Genomic DNA, 22,920 nt, shown 5'->3' with positions numbered 1-22,920 from the left:
TTATCCAATCAATGGCCATTTGATTGGTGAGTTATTCATCTGCATGGCGAATAAGCTGGAGGTCTGCGCCACACCACGCCGAGAGATTCACCATGACGACCACCGCCTCCGCCGTCCGGTTTTCCGACCGCCTGCCCGCCCCCGTGCGCGACGAAACCGCGCAAGTCTCGCGCCTGCTCGGCGAGTTGCAGGGCCGCGTGGACTGGTCCGCCGTGTTCGCCACCGGCACGCCCTGGGTGGACGCCGTGCGCCGCCAGCCCGCGCCGTTCTGGGCGATGGAGTCGGTGCTGCGCGAGTATCCGATCTCCAGCGCGGAGGGGCTCGCGCTGATGCGGCTGGCGGAGGCGCTGCTGCGGGTGCCGGACACCGAAACCGCGCTGGCGCTGACCGCTGACCAGCTGGGCCGCGCCGATTTCTCGGGCCATGCCGCGGATGGGCAGGCCCACCCGATGCTGTCGGGGCTGGCGTCGCAGGCGATCCATCTGTCCAAGAAGCTGCTGCCCGAGGATGGCGATGCGCCGAACGGCGGCGGGTTGCTGCAGCGGCTGGGGGCGAAGACGGTGGTCGCCGCGACGGTTCGGGCGATCCAGTTGCTCGGGCGGCAGTTCGTGCTAGGCCAGTCGATCGGGGAGGCACTGACCCGCGCCGACGCCAACCGCCGCGCCAATCAGCCTGGTGCTGCGCTGATCCGCCACAGCTTCGACATGCTCGGCGAAGGCGCACGCACCGACGCCGACGCGCTGCACTACGGCCGCGCCTACGCCGACGCCATCCGCGCCATCGCCAGCAAGGGCCGCCCGGCACGCCCGGAGGACGGCGACGGCATCTCGATCAAGCTCTCCGCGCTCGACGCCCGCTACGAGCCGGCGCAGTTCGCCACCGTGGCCGAGCGGCTGATGCCCCGCCTGCTCGACCTCGTGAACGCCGCCGCCGCCGCGAACATCAATCTCACCATCGACGCCGAGGAGTCCGAGCGGCTGGAGCTGTCGCTGGTCGTGCTGGACCTGCTGGCGGCGCATGTCGCGGCCACCTTCCCGCAATGGCAGGGGCTGGGGTTGGCGGTGCAGGCGTACCAGACCCGCGCGCCCGAGGTGATCGACGAAGTGACCGCCATCGCCCGCCGCCACGGCCTGCGCTTCATGGTGCGGCTGGTCAAGGGCGCGTACTGGGACGGCGAGATCAAGCGCGCGCAGGAGCTGGGTCTGGCCGGCTACCCGGTCTGGACCGACAAGCGCCACACCGACCTGAGCTACCTCGCCTGTGCGCAGCGCCTGCTGGCCGCGCCCGAGATCTACCCGCAGTTCGCCACCCACAACGCCGGCACCATCGCCGCGATCCTGGAAATGGCCAAAGCACACGGAACGCCCTTCGAGCTGCAGCGCCTGCACGGCATGGGCGAAGGCATCTACCGCGAGGTCATGCGGCGCCCGGACGCGCCGCCGCTGCGCATCTACGCCCCCGTCGGTGAACACCGCGACCTGCTGGCCTACCTCGTGCGGCGGCTGCTGGAGAACGGGGCGAATTCGTCGTTCGTGCATCAACTGGCGGACGAGGCCGTGACGCCGCAGATGCTGCTGGCCTCACCGCTGCGGGCGCCGTCGCGCTCGGTGCTGCCGATGCCGCTACAACTGTTCGGCGCGGCGCGGGCGAATTCGAAGGGCGTCGATCTGGCGGCTGAGCGCGAGCGGCTGCCGCTGCTGGCGTCGCTGGCGGTGCCGATGCCCGCAGCGCCGAATGATGCGAGTGTCCAAGGCGCCGCCGCTGCGATGGACGCGCTGCACGCCGCCCAGCGCGGCTGGAACGCGACACCGCTGACCGAGCGCTGCGCCGTGCTGCTGCGCGCTGCGGACGCGCTGGAGCGGCGCACGAGCGAGTTCGCCGGCCTGCTCGCCCAGGAAGGCGGCAAGACGCTGGGCGACGCCGTGGCCGAGATCCGCGAGGCGGTCGATTTCTGCCGCTACTACGCCGAGCAGGCCGCCGCCCGGCTCGCCCCGCAGACGCTGCCCGGCCCGACCGGCGAGCGCAACGAGCTGCGGCTGCATGGCCGCGGGGTCTTCGTCTGCATCAGCCCGTGGAACTTCCCGCTGGCGATCTTCGCGGGCCAGGTGGTCGCCGCGCTGGTCGCCGGCAACACGGTCGCCGCCAAGCCCGCCGAGCAGACGCCGCGGGTCGCGCAGCGTTTCGTCGAACTGCTGTTGGAGGCCGGCCTGCCGCGCGCAGCGCTGGCGCTGGTCTGCGGCCCCGGCGAGACGGTGGGCGCGGCGCTGGTGGCGCATCGGCGCTGCGCGGGCGTGTGCTTCACCGGCTCGACGCAGGTGGCCAAGGCGATCAACCGCACGCTCGCGCAGAGCGACGGCCCGATCGTGCCGCTGATCGCCGAGACGGGCGGGCTGAACGCGATGCTGGTGGACTCCAGCGCGCTGCCGGAGCAGGTGGTGGACGCCGTGGTGCAGAGCGCGTTCCGCTCGGCGGGCCAGCGGTGTTCGGCGCTGCGGCTGCTGTGCCTGCACGAGAGCGTGGCGGACAAGGTGCTGGAGATGGTCGCGGGCGCGATGGCGGAGCTGGTCTGCGGCGATCCGGCGAATGCTGCGCAGAGCTGGGCGGTCGATGTCGGCCCGGTGATCGACGCCGAGGCGCACGCTGGTCTGAGCCGCCACATCGCCCGGCTGGAACGCGAGGCACGGCTGATCGCCCGCACGCCGCTGCCCGAGCGGCTGGCCGGCACGCACATCGCGCCGGTCGCGTTCGAGCTGAAGTCGATCGGCGAACTGCGCGAGGAGCTGTTCGGGCCGGTGCTGCATGTCGTGCGCTGGCGCGGCGCGGTCGATGCGCTGGTGGACGAGGTGAACGCGCTGGGCTACGGGCTGACGCTGGGGGTCCACACGCGCATCGACGACCGGGCGGTGCGGATCGCGGAGCGGGCGCGGGTCGGGAATGTCTACGTGAATCGCAACATGATCGGGGCGGTGGTGGGGGTGCAGCCGTTTGGCGGGGAAGGTTTGTCCGGGACGGGGCCGAAGGCGGGGGGGCCGCACTACCTGTATCGGTTCTGCGGGGAGCAGACGGTGACGGTCAACACGGCGGCGGCGGGGGGGAATGCGACGTTGTTGGCGGGCGGTCTCAACTGACCTCGTCGGCGTCCTGATCCCGGTACCAGTTCTCGGTTCGCAGCCCCGGCACCCGCTCGAACTCGCGCAGATTTCGCGTCACCAGCGTCAGCCCACGCGCCCGAGCCTGACCGGCGATGAGGATGTCGTAGGCACCGATCGGCGTGCCCTGCGCCGCCAGCCATGCGCGGATGTCGCCAGCGTGGCGCGCATCCTCCGTGTCCAGCGCCAGCACCTCGAAGCGCAGCGCATCCACCACCGCCAGATTCCGCTCGCGCCGCTGGCTCTTGAAGGCACCGAAGTACAACTCGTGCATGACGATGGCGCTGACCACGACATCCGTCGGCGCCTGGGCATGAAGCCGGCGCGACACCGGGCCGCCCGGCGTGTTGAGCACGGCAATCACCGCATTGGTGTCGAGCAGATAGCGCATCCGTCGGTCCACCCGTCAATCGAAGAGTTGGTCCAGCGCCGCGCGGTCCTGCGCATGCGGTGGCTCGCTGGCCGCCTCCACGAAATCCGCATCCAACGGACCGGCCAGCGCATCCAGCCAGGCCCAGTCGGCGGTCATGGGTTCCAGGATCACGGCGTTGCCATGTCGGCGGATGCGAACCTCGCTGCCTTCGATGCGGAAGTCCTTGGGCAGCCGGACCGCCTGTGAGCGGCCAGACCAGAAGAGTTTGGCGGTGTCCATGGGGAAGCTCCAGAATGTCTTGCACCGAAATAGGTAGCAAAAAGATATACCAATGACATCGGCGACGCAAGCGGTGCGTTCAGGTTCGTTCAGGCGAAGCAGCTCGGTAAACTGGTTCCATGACACACCCCACCGCCCCCACCCACCCCACCCTCGCCTTCGTCGGCGGCGGCAACATGGCCACCGCCATCCTCGGCGGCCTCGTCCGCAGCGGCACGCCCGGCGCGAACCTGATCGTCCTCGACCCGAACGCCGACCAGCGCGCCCGCCTGGAGCGCGACTTCGGCGTGCGCACCCTCGCCGCCGCGGACGCGACGCTGGCCGAAGCCGACGCTGTCGTCTGGGCCGTGAAGCCGCAGAGCTTCGCCGAGGCCGCTGCCCCGTGCGCCGCCCATGTCGGCGGCGCGCTGCACCTGTCCGTGATGGCCGGCATCCGCAGCGACGCCATCGCGCAGGCCACCGGCTCCGACCGCGTGGTCCGCTCCATGCCGAACACGCCCGCGCTGATCGGCCAGGGCATCTCGGGCCTCTACGCCCGCCCCGCCGTGACCGCCGCCGAGCGCGCGCAGGTCGAAGCGCTGCTGGCCCCGACCGGCGACGTGGTGTGGGTCGAGCGCGAAGTCGATCTGGACGCCGTGACGGCGCTGTCCGGCTCCGGCCCGGCCTATGTGTTCTATTTCATCGAGGCGATGGTCGCCGCCGCCGAGCGCATGGGGCTGAACGCCGCGCAGGGCAAGCAGCTCGCGCTGGCGACCTTTGGTGGTGCCACCGAACTGGCGCGCCGCTCCGACGAAACCCCCGCCACATTGCGCGAGCGCGTCACGTCCAAGGGCGGCACGACCTACGCCGCGCTGACCACGCTCGACGCCCGCGAGGTCAAGGCCAGCTTCGTCGACGCAATGCTAGCCGCCCAAGCTCGCGCGCGCGAGCTTGGCGACGAGTTCGGGCGCTGAGGCCAGCGGGCGGGCCGTTGGCTCTCAGTTCGAGAGATCTGTTGACGGCCCGAAGCGATGCAATGCACTGCGTACCTGAGCCCCCAAGTAAGCTCACCCGCTCCTGCAGCCACACCACCTGCTCGCGCAGCTGCGTCGGCTGCTAGCCCAGCATCAGCGGCTTGGCCGACGGGTCTTCGGGCGGGTACGTGCTGCTACGCCACGAACAGGTCATCTGCAACCTCGGCCTCATCAGGAAAGAAGCTCGAGTGCTTGATGCACGGCGTTAATCGTGGGAAGCTGATCTTGCCTCAGCCCGAGGCGGGCTGAGTGGCCCGGAGATTTTTCGAGAAGTGCTCTGTCGATACTGCAGTTAAATATTACTTTAAAAATCCATAATCCACGACTTGGGGCCTAATTTTCAGACTGAGTTTCTCATAAGCTTCTTTGAGACCAGAATAGTCTTCCGTTCCATTTGCTTCAAAAGCTTTTCTTATTTGATACCACCCAACATCAGGGCGATTCAGCTTAAACTCATCCCTAATTCTTTTCTCAAACTTAACCGAGTGGAACCGCATCCATAATTTTCGCCCTTCATCCAGAACTGCTTTGGCCTCCTTGCTGAATTTCAGTTTTGAGATGTATTGGCTCATGAAATCGGATTCAAAGCGTCCGCTTGCTCCAACCTCTGATTCTGTGAAGGGGATGAAGTGATTCACCAAGGACCACTTCCTACAGCTCCACTCCAAGCCCTCTGCACCGGCACTTAGGTTGCTTGTGTTAAAGAGCATCCAGACTAGACAGTCGGCTTTGAACTCGCTGGAGGGCTCTTCTCTGGGCTGCAAGAACTGGTCACGGTCATTCAACCAAGTTGGCTTGATGATCCTTCGCACCGTGAAAATGATTGCTGCCTTCCAGAGGTTTTCAGCGGTCACGAAGAAGGCGCCAGCATTCCCGTATCCTGAGGACAGAAGCGCCGTTCCTTGGGAAGCATGTTGCAAGTCGTTCCCGAAAACGATCATGCTCCCGATGGCACCATCAGCCCACTTTGACCCTCTCACGTCCTTGGTGCTGGTGGTGGGTGTGATGGCATTCTTCAGCGGCAAGGCATCTTGCTTGTTCGATCTCGGCCGAACAAACCACTCACTCAGAGGCTGCTGCCCGGGCTCGTTGTAGAATATTTTCTCCCCTACGAACTCGCCATTTCGGTCCAGGGCCTTAGTCTTGATTTCGTTGGCGCCTTCCTTCTTGCTCAGATCCCAGACCAAGAACCCGATTGGGAAATCTCCCTTCAATCCGTCAAATGCCTTGCTGTGGACCACGAGGCCATCAAGATACTTGGCTGTCCATTTCTGCCTGAATTCCTTGAAGTTCGGCGCATTAACATACTTTAGCTTGCTGAACATCGCCACTGTAGAGTTGGGAAGTTCTTTTTGAATTCGCACCAAGAACTGAACAAAAAGCTCTCTTGCAGCATAGCCAAGATCACCCATCAAAGCGCCGATCTTGGTGTTTGCCACTCCTGATTTTTGTTCTGAATTCTTACCCGCCGAATCTGTAATGTTGTCAACATTCATGGCTTCTGCATATGGCGGATTAATAAGGACCAGAATCTTTTTTGCACCCTTTTTCTTGGCTTTTGCATCAGCAATAGCTTGTTGAAGCTCTTTTGGTAGCCTCTTGGTTAGAGAGTAATCAATTTCCCCAAATTCTGCAATATCATCATTCAGATAGTCATACTGAAACTTAGTAGCAGCCACGCAAGTACGACTAGCATTCATGATCTTCAGATCCGATTGATCCAAAGTACTCATGAAAACATTTCTGTAATTAGAGTGCTTCACCTCTAAATTACCAACACCGCAGCACATATCCCAGACAATATAATTCTTCTGCCAGTTCTTTCCGAGAGTTTCCGTCAAGAAGTCATAGGCTCTATCCACGATGTGCAAGGGAGTGTAGAAGGCCCCCTTGAAGGATCGTTCATCCAGAGGCAAGAGGCTATCTCTTCTTTCCAGCAGATAGCTTCTGTATTCCTCATCTGGGGGCCGGTGATAGATAGACCAGAAGCTTCGATAACCCCTCTCGCTGGAAAGCTCATAGGTCTTCCCATTGAGAAGAAAGACAGGCTTTTCGTCTTCGTGCAGAAGTCTTGCTTCTAAGTCTTTGACCGCTGCTTTGACCCCATCGTGCATGATGTCTGCAAAGAAAAGAAGGGCATAGTCAGTTTCACTGACTCCCTCAATTTCACAACCGATCATTTCTACCCACTTATCAAAAACCTGTCTGAGGTTGTCAGGTGTAATGGGTGTGCGGACAATTTTTCCGCCCTTGATAGCTGTTTTTACAGTTGAAATAAACTCCTTTTCGTGGCTATCAATTTTGTAGACCACGAAGTGGGTTTCAATGTAGGGAGCAGCTTGGGTAGCGATTTTCTGGTCAACTTGAGAAGCTGACTTAGGCCACTTGATTGATTTATCAGTCATGATGGGAAGCGCTTTGGCTGTCTCCATGATGGCTGCTTTTTCTCGGTCAATCACTGCCAAAAGAGGGGGAATGTGCTCCCCCCTCTTTCTGGCATCACGAACATAAAAAAGAAGCTGCGCGAACATCAGCACCGGGGGTTTTGACTTATCTTTAGCCTCAAACCAAACCTCATCAGTTCGAATATCAATGAGACCCTTGGTATATGATTTCAAGCCAAGTGCTTTGATGTACGCATCTTTGACGTCTTCCTCTGATTTTGCTTTTGCAAGGGCTGCAGTGAGGCTCATTTGTCTTCCAGGTTCTTCTTGAGAAAAAAATAGCGCCTACATATTAGGCAAATTTGGATTATTCAATATTTTCAACAGCGGGCAGATTGTCAACAACTCACTTTTGATTTCGACCCCGACCACCAAATCAAGTGTTATCACTATCCCTGTGTAACGCCGCGCTAGCATAGCGATTTCCATATTTTCCGTCTACGGACTCGTTACCCCACCGTCCGCGCCGCCTCTCTATCGCACCCCCCCCGCCGCCACCTCCGCCGCCACCCGCACCGCCTGGCTCAGCAGGTGCTGCCGAAACACCCGCGCCACCGGGCTAAGCGCGCGACCTTGGCGATGCACCACGTGCCATTGTCCGGGAATCGGTAACCTTCGACCGGCAGCATCTGGACCCCATGTTCGCGCGCCCGGCTGTGCAGCGTGTGCGCCGACAGCACCGACAGACCGAGCCCCCGGCCACCGCCTCCTTGATCGCCTCGTTGCTGCACAGCTTCAGGCGAAACTGCGGCCGGAAGCCCGCAGCGCGGAAATGCGCGTCCGCAGCCATGCGCGTGCCCGAGCCACGCTCGCGGAGGACGCGGAGGATGAAGCGCTCGCCAGCCAGAGCGTCAAGCACCAGCTCTGGGGCCTGCGCCAACGGGTGATCGCCCGGCGCGATCAGCACCAGTAGATTGGGCAGGAAGACCGCGTCATCCAGCGCCAGGTCGGTGGGTGGCATCGACATGATCGCCAGGTCGTCACGCTGCTCGCGTAGGCGCTGCACCACACCGTCGCGGTTGAGTACCTCCAGCCGGATGTCGATGTCCGGGTACTGCGCGCAGAAGCCCCCGAGCACGCGCGGCACGAAGTACTTCGCGGTGCTGACCACCGCCACCCGCAGCCGGCCACTGGCCAGCCCTTTCCACGCAGCGAGCTGCTGCTCCCAGTCAACCCACGCGAACCGGCTGCTCAACACACCCGAGAAGCTGCGCGACTACTTCGAGAAGCTCGGCAGCCGCGAGGAACTCAGCATCGCGCTGCACGACAAGACGCTGCTCGTCCAGGATCTGCCGGGGCGGCTCTGCGCGCTGGGCGGCATCTACAACTGGCGCTTCATGGTCGATGGCGAGTTGCTGAACTTCGAGGCGCGCTTCAGCTACGTCGTCGATCTGGCCCGACCGCAGCCGATCCTGCACCACCACTCGTCGCAGATTCCGCGCATGTTGTGAGCGACAGCGGAGGTGCGCTGACAGCACACACCTGGGGGGTTTTCGTGCTTACCCGGATGTTCAACCCTTGCCGGCCATGTAAGACCGCCGTCAAGTACAGAGAACTCCATGCACAAAACGCATGAAATCCCCTGAAACCAGCCCCCAGCCTTGACTACAGTGGCACCGATGACGCGCCAGCCGGGTTCCACCAGATCCCTGTGGTGGCGCGATCTTCATCCAACTCGCATCAACGAGGCCACAACATGCAAGAACCCCTGTCCTACGTCACACCCGGTCCGCACAGCGCCTGGGGCACCTACCTCCTGCAGGTCGACCGCGTCCTGCCCTACCTCGGGTCGCTGGCCCGCTGGTCCGAGACGCTCAAGCACCCCAAGCGGGCGCTGATCGTCGACGTACCGATCGAGATGGACGACGGCACGGTGCGCCACTTCGAGGGCTACCGCGTGCAGCACAACCTCAGCCGCGGACCCGGCAAGGGCGGCGTGCGCTTCCACCCGGATGTGACGCTGGAGGAAGTGATGGCGCTTTCCGCCTGGATGACGGTGAAGAACGCCGCGGTCAACCTGCCCTACGGTGGGGCCAAGGGCGGCGTCCGGGTCGATCCGCGCCAGCTCTCGCACAAGGAACTGGAGCGCCTGACACGCCGCTACACCAGCGAGATCGGCCTGATCATCGGCCCGCAGCAGGACATCCCGGCACCCGACGTGGGCACCAACCCGCAGATCATGGCCTGGATGATGGACACCTACTCGATGAACGTCGGCGCCACCGCCAGCGGCGTCGTCACCGGCAAGCCCATCCACCTCGGCGGCTCGCTGGGCCGGGTCAAGGCGACCGGGCGCGGTGTGTTCGTCACCGGCCGGGAAGCGGCGCGGCGCATCGGGCTGAACCTGGATGGCGCGCGCATCGCGGTGCAGGGCTTCGGCAATGTCGGCTCGGCGGCGGCGGAGCTGTTCACCGGCGCGGGCGCCAAGGTCGTCGCCGTGCAGGACCACACCGGCACCATCGCCAACCCGAACGGCATGGACATGGCTGATCTGATGGCGGTCGTGCGGCGTGATGGGGGCGTCGGTGCCTATACCGGGGCCGAGCGGATCGACGACGAAGCGTTCTGGGACACGGACTGCGACATCCTGATTCCGGCCGCGCTCGAAGGCCAGATCACCGTCGCCCGCGCCAACCGCCTGAAGGCCAAGCTGGTGCTCGAAGGCGCCAACGGCCCGACGATGTTCGACGCGGACGACGTGCTGACCGAGCGCGGCATCCTGGTCGTGCCGGACGTGATCTGCAACGCAGGCGGCGTCACGGTGTCCTACTTCGAGTGGGTGCAGGACTTCTCCTCGTTCTTCTGGACCGAGGACGAGATCAACGTGCGCCTCGACAAGATCATGGTCGAGGCCCTGCGCAAGATCTGGGACATGGCGGACCACCACCGCATCACGCTGCGCACCGCGACGTTTGCCGTGGCCTGCGAGCGCATCCTGATGGCACGCCAGGAGCGCGGTCTGTACCCCTGACCCAGCGGATCGGCTACATCAGCCGCGGATCGAAGGTGAACGCGGTGTCATCGACGATCCGCACCTGCAGCATCTGCGGGTGCAGCGGGTTGAGCAGCAGATTCCGCTCGATCGGGATCACCGCCGAAGGCACGCTCAGCGCCGGGCTGCGCCGGCTGGCGAGCCAGTCGCTGCCCAGCACGGCGAGTTCATCCGGCGCAGGCACGGCCGCCCAGCGCGCGGGCAACGCCGCCACGTCGAGCTGCTCGACCAGCAGGTCATCGGGCACCTCCAGCGTCAGCAGGCGCAGGTCGTCCGGCGCGTCGAGCGGATCGACGTGGACCAGCACCTCCAGCGCGGCCAGCGCCGCAGAACTGGCGGCATAGACGATCGGCCGGCCGCGCCGGTGCCAGCGACCACTGACGTAGAGGCCGCCGATCCCATCCAGCGCGGTGGCGACGAACGGCTGGCGGCAGATGCGCCAGACCTTCACGGGCGCCCCGGCATCAGCTGAAGATGCCGTGGTTCAGGCGGAGCAGCACGTCCTCGATCTGGTGCGCGCCGATGTCGGTGTCGAGCAGGTCGAAGGGCACTTCGCCGCCCAGCGCCCGGTTCGGCGACTTGAGCCAGCGGCGCGCCTTGTCGGCGTCGCCCAGCACCTCGGTGGCCATCTCCACCGCGCGGGTCAGGCGGTAGAGCCGGTCGGACTCCTGCGGCGTGAAGCGGAGTTCGGTCTTGCGGCGGGCCAGCGTGCGCAGCGGGATGCCGAGCACCTGCGTCATCTGCTGCGGGGCCATGTCCAGCTGCGAGGCCACCGACTCGAAGACCGAGAACGGCAGGCCCTGGCGCACGGCGTTGCGGGCTTCGAGAAGTGTGTTTGCCATCTGGCCATCCTACCACTGCCAAACGGCAAACTGGTGTCCACCACGACGACGGCGGGCTGCCGGGCTACATGGAGGAGGTGGGGTTCGACCCGCTGACCGGCAACATGGAACGACCGCCGGCGGTGGCAGAGGCAGCCGACGCCGAACGCTGACCTGGCTGCACCAGACGGATCCAGTTCGGGCGGTTGTAGAGGAAGGCCAAGCCGATCCGGTTGGCCAGGTGGAAGGCGCCCATCGCGATCACGATGACCGACACCAGCGAGATGGTCGCGACCAGACTCGGGCTGCGGCCGATCGGCGAGTTCTGCAGCGCCGGCACGATGACGATCATCGGCAGGTAGAAGCCGAGGTAGATCGCGATCGAGTTCTTGCCCAGCGTGTTGAGCCAGCCCGCCCACGGGTGCGAGGACACCAGCGAGGCGATCACGACCACCGCACTGATGCCCATGAAACCGGCCAGCAGGTTCACCGAGAGGTATTCGGTCAGCCCCAGCTTGACCAGCACGCCATTGAGCACCGCCCAGACCAGCAGCCCGGCGATGGCCGGACGGCGGTGTTCGCGCGCCCAGTCGGCCAGCGCGAAGAACTGGCCGGAGAAGACGTGTCCGACGTAGAAGAACAGGAAGAACATGCCGAACCGGTCCACGTGGTAGATGCCGGTATTCAGCGGGAAGAGATGCATCAGCACCGCCGCCGGCACCATGATCCAGACCGGCACCTGGCGCAGCAGGCGCGTCGCCACGAAGTAGACCGACAGCATCATGATGAACCACAGCATGCCGAACGGGTCGTACAGGTGGTAGAGCAGCGCGGTCACGGCCTCGCCCAGGCTCGCGGGCGTTTCCTGGCCGAGCAGCCAGGTCACCGGCAGCACGATCAGCGTCCAGAGCACGAAGAAGTACAGGTAGTGCACGACCTTGGTGTCGAGGTAGTGCCGCCACGGGCGGTCGATCACCTGCGACAGGAACAGCCCGGAGATCAGGAAGAAGTCCGGCATCCGGAATGGCTTGGCAAACACGACGAAGTAGCCCAGCCAGCCAGCCTGCCCCTTCGCCACATGCCCCTGCATCGTCCCGGCAATCCACATGGCGACCACCGCGACGATGCAGAAACCCTTGGCGAAGTCGACCCAGGCGTACCGGCTTCGGGGCTTGGAAAGTCGTTGATCAGTCATGGCAGCGATCCTGTCAATGTGCGCATGCTGCCAGTCTAGAAGCCCGATGAGGGGTACAGACCCCCCGCATTCACACACCTGAACCCACCATGACACGAAGCTGAACGCAATATTTTCAAGTCAGACGTGAACTATGCCCTATACGTCATCGCCATCACTTGATATAGAAAATTCATCCCCAACTTCTTCAGATTCGGCATCTCCGACTACGGGCGCCGCACCACGGCGGCCTTTGCGCGCCTTGCGTTCCTGGCGCGCTGCCTCGGCAATCGCGGCCTCCGCCGCCCAGACCAGGAACTCCTCGGGCGATTCGAGCGTGATGCGGCCCAGGATGCCGTTGCGAAAATCGTGGATGAGGATTTCTGCGGCTTTTTGCAGATTGATCTTGCCACCCCCCAGCACGGCCCCCCGCTTGCGCCCGATCGCCGCGAGCAGTTCCTCGTCGTTCAGGGCGTCGGTGTCGGTCAGCTTGTAGCGGGCCTCGACCTGACCGGCGTAGTCGCGGCGCAGGGTCGCCAGCAGTTCGACCGCCACCAGCTCCTCGTCCAGCGCGTTGCGGCCGATCGCGCCGGTGGCCGCCAGGTTGTAGCCGCCCTTCTCGATCGTGATCTTCGGCCAGAGCATGCCGGGCGTGTCGTACAGATAGAAGTCGCTCGCCAGCGCGATGCGCTGCTCCAGCTTGGTGATGCCGGGCTCGTCGCCGGTCTTGGCCGCGCGCTTGCCGACCAGGGTGTTGATGAGGGTGGACTTGCCGACGTTGGGAATGCCGCAGATCAGCACCCGCATCGGCTTGGCCATGCCGCCACGCAGCGGCGCCAGGGCGCGGCAGGCGGTGATCAGGCGCTGGGCGGGCGCGGTGATGCTGGCGTCCAGACCGAGCGCCTGCGTCTCGGGCAGGCTGTTGTAATGCGCCAGCCACAGTTCGGTGCGCGCCGGGTCGGCCAGATCCTGCTTGTTGAGCACCTTGAGCGCCGGCTTGCCCTGCGTCAGTTGGGCGAGCAGCGGGTTGGCGCTGGAGCCGGGTGCACGGGCGTCGAGCAATTCGATCACCACGTCGATGCCGTCCTTGACACGCGCGGTGATGGCCTTCTTGGTCAGGTGCATGTGACCGGGAAACCACTGGATGGACATCTGCAAAATCTTTCTGTGTCGAGGAACGGGGGGATGAACGGACTGCGGAACAACGGGAGAATAACGGGATGAAAACCTACACCCTAGAAGTCCAGCGCTACAAGGCCGCTGCCAGCCACCACGGGCTGGTCAACATCAAGCTCGACGGCCTGCTGGTGCCGCGCCCGACCCCGGAGGGCCAGGAGCCGGCCCACGTGCTGAGCATGAGCGAGGCCGATGCGCGCTCGCTCATGATGCTGCTCAAATCACAGTTTCTGGAGATCGACAAGCGCAAGGCACGCAGCCAGCGCTGAACCCGGCGCTGGCGGCCTTGGCGGCGGCACGCAGACCTCAGTCGCGGGTCGGCGTGATCTGCTCGGCGTAGTCGTAGAGCGCGCCGAGGATCTCCTGGGCGCGCTCGTCGTCCTCGTGCGCCTGACCGAGGGTGTCGATGCGCTCGAAGAACTGCGCCACGGTCTGCGCGCCACCCTCCCCGTCCAGCAGCCGCGCCGCGCAGTGGGCCTGCCAGCGCTGGCGTTCGGTGTCGGTGAGGGTCTCGGGGAAATTCCGGGCACGGTAGCGCCAGAACAGCTCGTCCAGCCGCGGATCGTCGAAAGCCGGCGCGCGGCCCGCGGGCAACTGGTCCGGCTTCAAGCCGCGCAGGCGCACGAGGCGGCGGCGGTCCTCGTTGTCCAGGAAACCGCCGTACAGGTCTTCGTCCACATCGGTCGCTGGCGTCCCATCCACCACCGGCCGGGCATACACCTCCTGCCAGATGCCGCCCAGCGTGCGCACCTGCAAGGCGGCGGTTTCCGCATGGCGCAGGCACTGGGCCATGTCGATGCCCCAGTGGGCGGCACGCTCGGCGGACAGCGTCTTGAGGTTGGCGATCACGACCGACGACTTGTTGAGGTGGATGGTCTTGATCGGCAGCCGCGTGACCCCTTCCGGCAAGGCGTCGGCGCGGGTGAACAGGCGCTCGCGGATCTGCGCGGCGCTCAGGCCCAGCAGTTCGGCCGGGTCGTGCGCCAGATCCCAGACGATCAGCTCGTTCTTGTTGGTCGGGTGCGTGGACAGTGGCCAGACGACCGCCAGATTGCCGCGTTCGGCGCCGTACATGCCCGAGACATGCAGGAAGGGCTGCCCCTGGCGCTGTGCGCGGTCGATCTCGGCGGCCACGGCGTCCTTCTTGCGCAGCGCGAGGCAGAAGTCGAACAGCCGCGGCTGCCGGTCGCGGATCAGTCGGGCCAGCGCGAGCGTGGCGCGCACGTCGGACAGCGCGTCGTGCGCCGCTGCGTGGGCGATGCCGTTGGCGGCGGTCAGGTGTTCGAGCTTGAAGGACGGGCGGCCATCTTCATGGCGCGGCCAGACGATGCCGTCCGGGCGCAAGGCCCAGGCGCAGCGCACGAGGTCGACCAGGTCCCAGCGCCCGCAGCCGTTCTGCCACTCGCGCGCATAGGGATCGATCAGGTTGCGCCAGAACAGGTGGCGGGTGACCTCGTCGTCGAAGCGGATCGAGTTGTAGCCCAGGCCGATGGTGCCGGGCTGGGCGAGCTGCTCCTCGATGGCGCGGGCGAAGGCGTGTTCGGGCAGGCCCTGTTCCAGGCAGTGCTGGGGCAGGATCCCGGTCAGGAGACAACTCTCGGGATCGGGCAGATAGTCCGGCGCGGGCTGGCAGTGGAACATGACCGGCGCGCCGATCTCCTGCAGTTGGGCATCGGTGCGGATGCCGGCGAACTGGGCGGGACGATCGCGTCGTGGCACGCGCCCGAAGGTTTCGTAGTCGTGCCAGAGGTAGGTGGAATCAGCCATGGGCGGCACCTTAACCGATCAGGGAAACGCCGCGGATCAGAGCCCATCGGTGCGGCGCACGAAACTGGCGAAGCGCGGCACGCCGTGGCTGGTCTGGCCGCGAAACCGGTACACGATGAGGGAGCCGACGGGTGGTGGAGCGCGCCGCTCCTCGTCGGTGAAGCCGGAGCCGACCAGGAAGACGACACCGTCGGCGTTGCGCACCTGCAGGGCACCGAGCATCCCCGCCAGACGGCCCTGCCCCGGCGTGTAGCCGATCACCTGCGCATCGTCGTCGTGCACCGGCTTGAGCTTGAGCAGCACCTCGCTGCGTCCGCCGAGGTTGGGGGCGTCGGCACGGTGCAGCATCAGGCCCTCGCCGCCGACGTCGAGCACTTCCCGCAGGCGCTCCCGCAGTTCCGCGCGGTCGGCCACCACCACCTGCGCGACAGCGTGCAGTTGTGGCCACTGCGCCAGCTCGACGATCTGCCGGATGCGGGCCGCGCGCTCGTCGAAGCGGCCGCCAGCACGCTGCATCTCGAAGACGAGGTACTGCACCGCATCCCACGCTCCCGGTTCCGGCCGGCGTCGGCGAACCAGCGCGGAAACCTCGTCAAAGCGACCGCGGCCGAGCCAGAGTTCGCCGTCCAGGACCTCGTTCGGCAGGCGGGCCAGAAAGTCCCTGGGCACGTCCAGCGTCTGACCGGTGCGGGTCCGCAGCACGCGCCCATCCCACAGCGCCCGCACGCCGTCGAACTTCTCGCTGACGAGAAAACCGCTCGGATCGACATCGGGGTCGGCCGTGCGCGCCAGCAGCACCCCCGACGACTGCCCGATGCGTGGCGGCTCGATCTCCTTGATCTGGGCCACCGCATCCCAGACAGCACCCAGCCAAGTCCCCAGACCGCCCAGACCGGCGACCAGCAAACCTCTGCGGCGACGAAATTCACCCAAGACCGACATGTTCAAGCTCCCCTTGCACCGATAAAGATCTGATTCGCGCATTTTTCACTTTTGCGTTGACATGCATCATGAATCGAACCATTTGGTACCGCACCACTTCCGAGGGGGGAGAAATGGGGGACAGGGAAAACACGCAGTGACAGTGCTTCAGGCTTTGCACTTGCCAGTCCATCTACACTCATTGGCGTGCGCAGGAAGCAGACAGCCAGTCGTGACCTTGGAACGCTCCTGGCCGAACATGCAGCGGACCACCGGCTCGACGGAGGAGCGCTGGTCATGGGATCGGCTACAACACTGAATTGATCCAGCAACCTTGAGGGTAGAGAAGCGATGAAAGTCACCGTCATTGGCACCGGCTACGTCGGACTGGTGACAGGCGCATGCCTGTCGGAGATGGGCAACCATGTGGTGTGCCTGGACGTGGATCCCGCCAAGATCAAGATCCTCAACGACGGCGGCATCCCGATCCATGAGCCAGGCCTGCTGGATGTCGTGCGCCGCAATGTCGCCGCCGGCCGCCTGGAATTCACCACCGACGTCGAACGCTCGGTCGCGCACGGCACCATCCAGTTCATCGCCGTGGGCACCCCGCCGGATGAAGACGGCTCGGCCGACCTGCAGTACGTCACCGCCGCCGCGCGCAACATCGGCCGCACGATGACCGACTTCAAGGTCATTGTCGACAAGAGCACCGTGCCGGTGGGCACGGGCGACAAGGTCCGCGCCGCCATCGCCGACGAACTCGCCAAGCGTGGTCTGGCGGAGATGGAGTTCGCGGTCTGCTCGAACCCGGAGTTCCTGAAGGAAGGTGCGGCGGTGGCCGACTTCATGCGCCCGGACCGCGTGGTGGTCGGCGCCGAGGACGAGCGCGCCATCCTGCTGATGCGCGCGCTTTACCAGCCCTTCGTGCGCAACCGCGACCGCCTGTTCATCATGGACGTCAAGAGCGCGGAATTCACCAAGTACGCCGCCAACGCCATGCTGGCCACCCGCATCAGCTTCATGAACGAGCTGTCGCGCCTGGCCGAGAAGGTCGGCGCCGACATCGAACTGGTACGCGTGGGCATCGGCAGCGATCCACGCATCGGCACGCACTTCCTGTACGCTGGGGCGGGCTACGGCGGCTCCTGCTTCCCGAAGGACGTGAAGGCGCTGGCCATGACCTCGGCCGAGATGGGCATCCCCTCGAAGATGCTCAAGGCGGTCGAAGAGGTCAACGAGGAGCAGAAGATGGTCCTCGTCAACAAGGTGGTCGCCAAGTACGGCGAAGACCTGTCGGGCAAGACCTTCGCGATGTGGGGTCTGGCGTTCAAGCCGAACACCGACGACATGCGCGAGGCACCGAGCCGGGTGATCATCGGCGAGTTGCTCAAGCGCGGCGCGAAGGTGCAGGCGTATGACCCCGTGTCAGCCGCCGAAGCGCAGCGCGTGATGACGGGCTGGGACGGTCTGAGCTATGCCGACGGGCAGAAGCAGGCGCTCGAAGGGGCCGATGCGCTGCTGATCGTCACCGAGTGGAAGGAGTTCCGCACGCCGGACTTCGAGGCCATTCGCGACAGTCTCAAGGACAAGGTCGTCTTCGACGGGCGCAACCTGTACGAGCCGGAGCTGATCCGCTCCTTCGGGCTGACCTACCTGTCCATCGGCCGGAACTGACGGACCACCAGACGGACGGTCCGTTCACAGGACACAACGAAACGGGCGCCTTGGCGCCCGTTTTTGTTATCGCAGCATGGCCTGACCAAAGCAGCTGTAGGTCGTCGCGCTGTACGGCGCCGTCAGACCGTTGTTGCCGTTGGTCGACGAGACACTGCGCTCGCTCCAGTTGACGCCACAGCCCACATCGACATTGCGCAGGACGGCGTACTGCACGTTCAGACCCAGGCTGTTGGTCCTGTCGCTGGCCGAGGAAGGCAACACGCCATTGCCGATGGTCAGGGAATTGTCCAGCGAGCGGCGGGCATGCGCCAGGGTGCCGGTCATGGCGATCTTGGACGTGACTTCCCACTGCGTGGTCAGTCCCAGCGTCGTGGTGATCGCGCTGTTGGACGAGGCCACGTTGATCGCACCGGTCGTGAAGTCATAGCTGCCGTTGCTGGAATCGCGTGTCAGGTTCAGGCTGGTCGAGAGCTTGCCTGTGGGCTTCCAGTTCCAGCCGAGCGCGCCGGTCCAGCTGTTCGTGTTGCTATCCACGAGCGACTGGTGCTGCTGCGTCAGGCTCACACGGCCGTTGAACGTGCTGGCACCACCGGGGTTGATGATGGCCGAGAAATCCAGGTCGTTGCGACGGACCTCGTTGCTGGCGTTCGGGTAGTCGACATTGGCGTGCCGCAGGCCGGTCCGCAGGGTCAGACCGCTGGCTGGCGTGACCCGCACACCGGCATTGATCGACATCTGGTTGACGTTGTTGCGGGCGTAGGTGGCCTCGGAATAACGCGCACGCGACAGGGCAGCACCCGCATCAAAACTCCACATCGTGACCAGCCCGAGATTGGCCTGGACGCTGGCACTGTTGACGGTCAGCAGATTGCGCAGTCCGCTGGACAGTGCCGCCGCATCGGTGGGCAGACTCTGGCGCGAGGAGAGCGCCACATTGCCCGACAAGCGCTCGACGGTTTCCCAGTCCAGGCGCGTATCGAGCGCGTAGTCGGTGTTGTTGAGCGTGCTCAGGCTGCTGTAGCGGTTCGCGTTGGCACTCAGGCTGGCCGTCAGGCGCTGGCGGCTGATGGGCTGGTCCAGGCCCAGGCGCACGCCGGTCGAGGAGATCGTGTCGGACTTGGCCTGCGCATCCGTGTTCAGGAACACATTGCTGTTGTGCGTGAAACGCTGCGAGACGCCGATGTAGTACGGACTGGTTTCAGCCTGCGCACTGCCGGCGGCCAGACAGGCAAAACCCGCCAGCGTCAGCGCCAGCGGGCGCACGGAATACTGCGGAGGGAGCGTCATCTTGAACATGGTCCTGCCTGTCGTGTGGGTTGGATAAGGGGAATCAAAGGTCGGTGATCAGTAGGCGCTGCGGTCGAACAGCATTTGCCGGACCGTGCGCGCGATGATGCGCAGATCCAGCCCGAGCGACCAGCTGCGCAGGTATTCCAGATCGTAGTGCACCCGGCCCGCCATCTTCTCGACCACGTCTGTTTCGCCGCGGAAGCCATTGACCTGGGCCCAGCCCGTGATGCCGGGCTTGACCTTGTGGCGCACCATGTAGGAGCGGATGATCGGACGATACTGCTCGTTGTGGGCCACCGCGTGCGGACGCGGGCCGACGATGCTCATGCGGCCCTGCAGCACGTTGATGAACTGGGGCAGCTCGTCCAGCGAGGTGCGGCGGATGAAGGCTCCGAACGGGGTGACGCGCGGATCGCCCTTGGTGGCCTGGGTGACCTTGGCACCGTTTTCCATCACGCGCATCGAGCGGAACTTGTAGACCACGATCTCGTCGCCATCCAGCCCGTTGCGCCGCTGCCGGAAGATGACCGGCCCGGGCGAGCCGAGTTTCACGCCGACCGCCACGACCAGCAGCACCGGCGCGATCAGCACCAGGATCAGGCTCGCCAGCACGACGTCCGACAGCCGCTTGACCAGTCCGTTCAGACCGACGAACGGGCTCTCCAGCAGGCTCACCACCGGAACGCCATCCATGTTGCGCATGCGGCCCTGGATGACGTTGACGCCGAACACGTCCGGCACGAGATAGATGGACACCGCCGCATCCTGCAGCGTCGAGATCATCTGGCGGATGCGGGGCTGGCTGCTCAGGGCGAAGGTGATGTAGGCGTCCTTGATGCGGTGCTCGCGGATGAGCGCCGGCAGGTCGTCGAGTCCGCCGAGCAGGCGCCCACGCGCACGCTCGTCACACCGGTCCGCATGCCGGTCCTCCACATGACCCACCAGGTCGTGTCCGTACGGCGCCCGCGCCAGGATCGCCTCGGCGATCCTGGCCCCGAGCGGACCGCCGCCAATGACCAGGGCTGGCCGACGCCGCTCCGCCTGGGCCGCAAAGCGGCGCATCAGCCAGCGTCCCACCAGCACGAACACCAGTTGTGCCACCGGTGTGCTCACCACCCAGACGGCAGCCACATCGCGGCGGAAGAACTGCAGGCTGTCCGACGCATAGCCGCACAGGAACAGGATGGCCACCACCGCCGCCCAGGCCGCGACGATGTCGACCGCCGAATTCGAAGGCCGCTCGTAGAAGCGGTTGGTGCCCGGAAACATCAGCGTCATGGTGAACACGCTGAGCAGCATCACCGAGCGGTCCATCGGCTGTCCGAGCCACAGCGACGTCAGCAGCAGGCACACCACCGCCAGCAGTGGCTCGGCCAGGGCAGCCACGAAAACAGGAACTGATTGCGGGGCCATCGGAAAGACGCCCCCGGAGTCAACTGGATGGTTCAAAGGTAATCCCCCAGCGGAGCTGAACGCGGGAATCCCGCGAGGCAGTTCGGGCACGCAAGCGTCAAGCGCATCTGGAAGGGAGTGGTCGATGTACATCCGACTGCATGGCAGCAAACCATGAGATTAGAGCTTCTATTGTCTTCAGAGAAAGTGCCAACCTATTTCAGTTTGGCCACAGGCTTCGGCACTAAGTCCGAAGGCATCCCCTCATGTTAGGGGGGTGCACGCTCTGGCGTCCAGGCCGGCAGCCACCGGATCAGCTCATCCGGTGTCATCGCACAGGCAAACAGATTGCCTTGCATCTCGTCGCAGCCCAGTTGCAACAGCACCTCCCGCTGCACGTCCGTCTCGACCCCTTCGGCCACCACCTTCAGGTCCAGCGAACGCGCCAGCGCGATGACGGCCGTGACCACCGCAGCACTCTGCCGCGTCACGCCCAGATCGCGCACGAAGGAACGGTCGATCTTCAGTTCGCTGATCGGCAGCTGGGTCAGGTAGGCCAGCGAGGAGTAGCCGGTGCCAAAGTCGTCGATGGCGATTTCCACGCCGATCTGGGTCAGGCGGTGCAGGTCCGGAATGACACGGTCGAGGTTCTGCATCAGACCGGTCTCGGTGATCTCCAGCTCCAGCGCGCGCGGCGCCAGGCCGTGGCGTTCGGTGGCGGTGCGCACCAGATCGACCAAGTCCGAGCGCTCGAAGGCCCGGCTCGGCAGGTTCACCGCCACGCTCAGCTCCACACCGTGCACATCGCGCCAGACGCCGATCTGGCGCGCCACCTCGCCGATGGCCCATTCGCTCATGGGCACGATCAGGCCGGTCTCCTCGGCCAGCGGAATGAACTCGCGGGGCTGCACCAGCACGCCATTGCGCCGCCAGCGCATCAGCGCTTCGACGGCCACCACGGTCGCCTGGCCCACGCGGACCTTGGGCTGGTAGTGCAGCACCAGCTCGTTGCGCTCGATCGCCTTGTGCAGCGCGCTCTCCAGTTCGAGCCGCTCGCGGCCCTGCCCGGCCAGGTGCGGCCGGTAGACCTGCAGCGCATTGCGTCCGCCGGACTTGGCCGCGTACATCGCCACGTCCGCATTGCGCAGCAGGTCGACCACGCTGACCCCGTCGCGCGGAAACAGGCCGACCCCCACGCTGGCGGTGACGAAGTACTCGCGCCCGCCCAGCACCACCGGCTCGCGCATCGCCTGCAGGATGCCCTGTGCCACGCGCACCGCCTGGGCCTCGTCCTCCACCTCGGGCAGCAGCGCGACAAACTCGTCGCCACCGAGCCGTCCCACCGCTTCGAGCGAGCGGTGCGAGCGCAGCACGGCGGCGTCGATGCTCATGTCGGCGATCTGGTCGCAATGGTGGACGCAGGTGCGCAGGCGCCGGCTGATCTCCACCAGCAGCTCGTCCCCCTGCCCGTGGCCGAGGGTGTCGTTGATGTTCTTGAAGCGGTCCAGGTCGATCAGCAGCAGCGCGAAACCGTGGCCCATGCGGCGCGCCTGCTCCAGCGCGCGCTCGGCACGCCAGATGAGCTGGCGCCGGTTGGGCAGCCCGGTGAGTGCATCGAAGTTGGCCAGGTGCCGGATCTTGTCCTCGATGAGGCGCCGGTCGGTCACGTCCTGGATGATGCCGGCGTAGGCGCACAGACCCCCCTGGTCGTCGAATTCAGGCTCGGCCTCGACGTGGACGATGCGCTCGCGCCCGTCCGGCAGGCGGATGGTCACGTCGCTGTCGAGCACCGTGCCATGCCGCACGACATCGCGCAGCAGCGGCGCCATCACCCGGCGGGTGCCGGGCACCAGCAGCCGCATCACCTCCGGCACCGACAGCGGCGCGCGCGGCCCGTGGCCGATCACGCGCAGCGCCTCGGGCTCCAGCTGCAGGCCGCCACCGAGGCGCCAGTCGAAGCTGCCCATGCGGGCGAGGTCCTGCGCACGGGCCAGCTTGGCGCGGCTGCGCAGCAGCTCCATCTGGATGTGCGAGGTGCGCAGCAGGTAGCGCAGGCGCCCGGCCAGCAGGCTCCAGTGGTGCGACTTGACGAAGAAGTCGGTCGCGCCCGCATCGAAGGCCCGCTCGATCGAGGCCTCGTCGTCCAGTCCGGTGAGCATGAGCACTGGCATCAGCTCGAACCCGGGCAGATCACGCAGCGCCTCGCAGGTCCGGAACCCGTCCATGCCGGGCATGACCGCGTCGAGCACCATCACATCGGGCGACCAGTCGGCCAGCATGCGCAGCGCCGCCACGCCGCCGGTGGCCTCCTGGACCGTGAAACCGCGCTCGCGCAGCGCCGCCCCGGTCAGCAGCAGGTTCACCTCGTCGTCGTCGACCAGCAGGATGCGCGGCTGGCGGTCGATGCCGGGCGCCACGGTGGGATGTTCGTAGTTCAATCGTTGGTCCC

At 65.2% G+C, this 22,920-nt stretch carries 19 protein-coding genes; 6 read left to right on the top strand and 13 right to left on the bottom strand.

The features are described from left to right. The first annotated feature begins 92 nt into the window (after positions 1–92). Entirely contained in the window at positions 93–3,128 is a 3,036-nt protein-coding gene (locus AABN02_RS09595; protein WP_338414701.1) for an L-glutamate gamma-semialdehyde dehydrogenase, read from the top strand. On the opposite strand, the gene AABN02_RS09590 is transcribed toward AABN02_RS09595, so the two are convergent. Both AABN02_RS09590 and vapB read right to left on the bottom strand, forming a co-directional pair. Next, positions 3,121–3,540, bottom strand: a complete 420-nt coding sequence (locus AABN02_RS09590; RefSeq protein ID WP_338414700.1) for a type II toxin-antitoxin system VapC family toxin — start codon at positions 3,538–3,540, stop codon at positions 3,121–3,123. The two genes, AABN02_RS09595 and AABN02_RS09590, sit on opposite strands and share 8 nt — an antisense overlap. A gap of 15 nt (positions 3,541–3,555) precedes the next feature. Next, on the bottom strand, positions 3,556–3,801 hold the full coding sequence (vapB, locus tag AABN02_RS09585; protein WP_338414699.1) for a type II toxin-antitoxin system VapB family antitoxin: 246 nt from the start codon (positions 3,799–3,801) through the stop codon (positions 3,556–3,558). Between the two features lie 119 nt (positions 3,802–3,920). Here vapB and proC point away from each other — a divergent pair, with 119 nt between their 5' ends. Next, positions 3,921–4,754 (top strand): pyrroline-5-carboxylate reductase, encoded by an 834-nt coding sequence (gene proC, locus AABN02_RS09580; protein ID WP_338414698.1) that lies wholly within the window; start codon positions 3,921–3,923, stop codon positions 4,752–4,754. A 359-nt stretch (positions 4,755–5,113) separates the two neighbouring features. Here the strand turns inward: proC and AABN02_RS09575 are convergent, their stop codons facing one another. Beyond that, positions 5,114–7,507, bottom strand: coding sequence for a hypothetical protein (locus tag AABN02_RS09575; protein ID WP_338414697.1), 2,394 nt, complete (start codon positions 7,505–7,507; stop codon positions 5,114–5,116). 310 nt (positions 7,508–7,817) lie between these two features. Beyond that, positions 7,818–8,369, bottom strand: a complete 552-nt coding sequence (locus tag AABN02_RS09570; RefSeq protein WP_338414696.1) for a LysR substrate-binding domain-containing protein — start codon at positions 8,367–8,369, stop codon at positions 7,818–7,820. On the opposite strand from AABN02_RS09570, the gene AABN02_RS09565 reads away from it, so the two are divergent. Continuing rightward, positions 8,359–8,709 carry a hypothetical protein gene (locus tag AABN02_RS09565; protein ID WP_338414695.1) on the top strand — a complete coding sequence of 117 codons (351 nt, stop codon included), beginning with the start codon at positions 8,359–8,361 and terminating at the stop codon, positions 8,707–8,709. The two genes, AABN02_RS09570 and AABN02_RS09565, sit on opposite strands and share 11 nt — an antisense overlap. 245 nt (positions 8,710–8,954) lie before the next feature. Continuing rightward, on the top strand, positions 8,955–10,229 hold the full coding sequence (locus AABN02_RS09560; RefSeq protein ID WP_338414694.1) for a Glu/Leu/Phe/Val dehydrogenase: 1,275 nt from the start codon (positions 8,955–8,957) through the stop codon (positions 10,227–10,229). A gap of 13 nt (positions 10,230–10,242) precedes the next feature. Here AABN02_RS09560 and AABN02_RS09555 read toward each other — a convergent pair whose 3' ends face one another. The 4 genes from AABN02_RS09555 to ylqF form a co-directional block, all read right to left on the bottom strand. After that, positions 10,243–10,701 carry an RES family NAD+ phosphorylase gene (locus tag AABN02_RS09555; RefSeq protein WP_338414693.1) on the bottom strand — a complete coding sequence of 153 codons (459 nt, stop codon included), beginning with the start codon at positions 10,699–10,701 and terminating at the stop codon, positions 10,243–10,245. Positions 10,702–10,714: 13 nt separating this feature from the next. Then, on the bottom strand, positions 10,715–11,092 hold the full coding sequence (locus tag AABN02_RS09550) for an antitoxin Xre/MbcA/ParS toxin-binding domain-containing protein (RefSeq protein ID WP_338414692.1): 378 nt from the start codon (positions 11,090–11,092) through the stop codon (positions 10,715–10,717). A 64-nt stretch (positions 11,093–11,156) separates the two neighbouring features. Next, entirely contained in the window at positions 11,157–12,266 is a 1,110-nt protein-coding gene (locus tag AABN02_RS09545; protein ID WP_338414691.1) for an acyltransferase family protein, read from the bottom strand. 138 nt (positions 12,267–12,404) lie between these two features. After that, entirely contained in the window at positions 12,405–13,397 is a 993-nt protein-coding gene (gene ylqF / locus AABN02_RS09540) for a ribosome biogenesis GTPase YlqF (RefSeq protein ID WP_338414690.1), read from the bottom strand. A gap of 68 nt (positions 13,398–13,465) precedes the next feature. Between ylqF and AABN02_RS09535 the strand changes: the two genes are divergently transcribed. Next, on the top strand, positions 13,466–13,690 hold the full coding sequence (locus tag AABN02_RS09535) for a hypothetical protein (protein WP_338414689.1): 225 nt from the start codon (positions 13,466–13,468) through the stop codon (positions 13,688–13,690). A 37-nt stretch (positions 13,691–13,727) separates the two neighbouring features. On the opposite strand, the gene sbcB is transcribed toward AABN02_RS09535, so the two are convergent. Then, a complete protein-coding gene (gene sbcB, locus AABN02_RS09530; RefSeq protein WP_338414688.1) occupies positions 13,728–15,188 on the bottom strand; it encodes an exodeoxyribonuclease I in 1,461 nt (486 codons plus the stop codon). A 36-nt stretch (positions 15,189–15,224) separates the two neighbouring features. Then, positions 15,225–16,130, bottom strand: a complete 906-nt coding sequence (locus tag AABN02_RS09525; RefSeq protein WP_338414687.1) for a DNA ligase — start codon at positions 16,128–16,130, stop codon at positions 15,225–15,227. A gap of 330 nt (positions 16,131–16,460) precedes the next feature. Between AABN02_RS09525 and AABN02_RS09520 the strand changes: the two genes are divergently transcribed. Continuing rightward, positions 16,461–17,786: a UDP-glucose/GDP-mannose dehydrogenase family protein gene (locus AABN02_RS09520; protein ID WP_338414686.1), complete on the top strand. Its 1,326-nt coding sequence runs from the start codon at positions 16,461–16,463 to the stop codon at positions 17,784–17,786. A gap of 66 nt (positions 17,787–17,852) precedes the next feature. Here AABN02_RS09520 and AABN02_RS09515 read toward each other — a convergent pair whose 3' ends face one another. From AABN02_RS09515 to AABN02_RS09505, 3 genes are all read right to left on the bottom strand, one after another. Further along, positions 17,853–19,076: a hypothetical protein gene (locus AABN02_RS09515; RefSeq protein WP_338414685.1), complete on the bottom strand. Its 1,224-nt coding sequence runs from the start codon at positions 19,074–19,076 to the stop codon at positions 17,853–17,855. 57 nt (positions 19,077–19,133) lie between these two features. Next, positions 19,134–20,465, bottom strand: coding sequence for an undecaprenyl-phosphate glucose phosphotransferase (locus tag AABN02_RS09510; protein WP_338414684.1), 1,332 nt, complete (start codon positions 20,463–20,465; stop codon positions 19,134–19,136). A 275-nt stretch (positions 20,466–20,740) separates the two neighbouring features. Continuing rightward, the gene (locus AABN02_RS09505; protein WP_338414683.1) at positions 20,741–22,909 is read right to left on the bottom strand and encodes an EAL domain-containing protein; all 2,169 of its coding nucleotides are present in this window, start codon (positions 22,907–22,909) and stop codon (positions 20,741–20,743) included. Positions 22,910–22,920 lie beyond the last annotated feature (11 nt).

It is taken from the genome of uncultured Sphaerotilus sp., assembly GCF_963924895.1.
Taxonomy (GTDB): Bacteria; Pseudomonadota; Gammaproteobacteria; order Burkholderiales; family Burkholderiaceae_C; genus Sphaerotilus.
The sequence above is the reverse complement of the archived record's forward strand: the minus strand, read 5'-3'. Positions and strand labels throughout refer to the sequence as shown.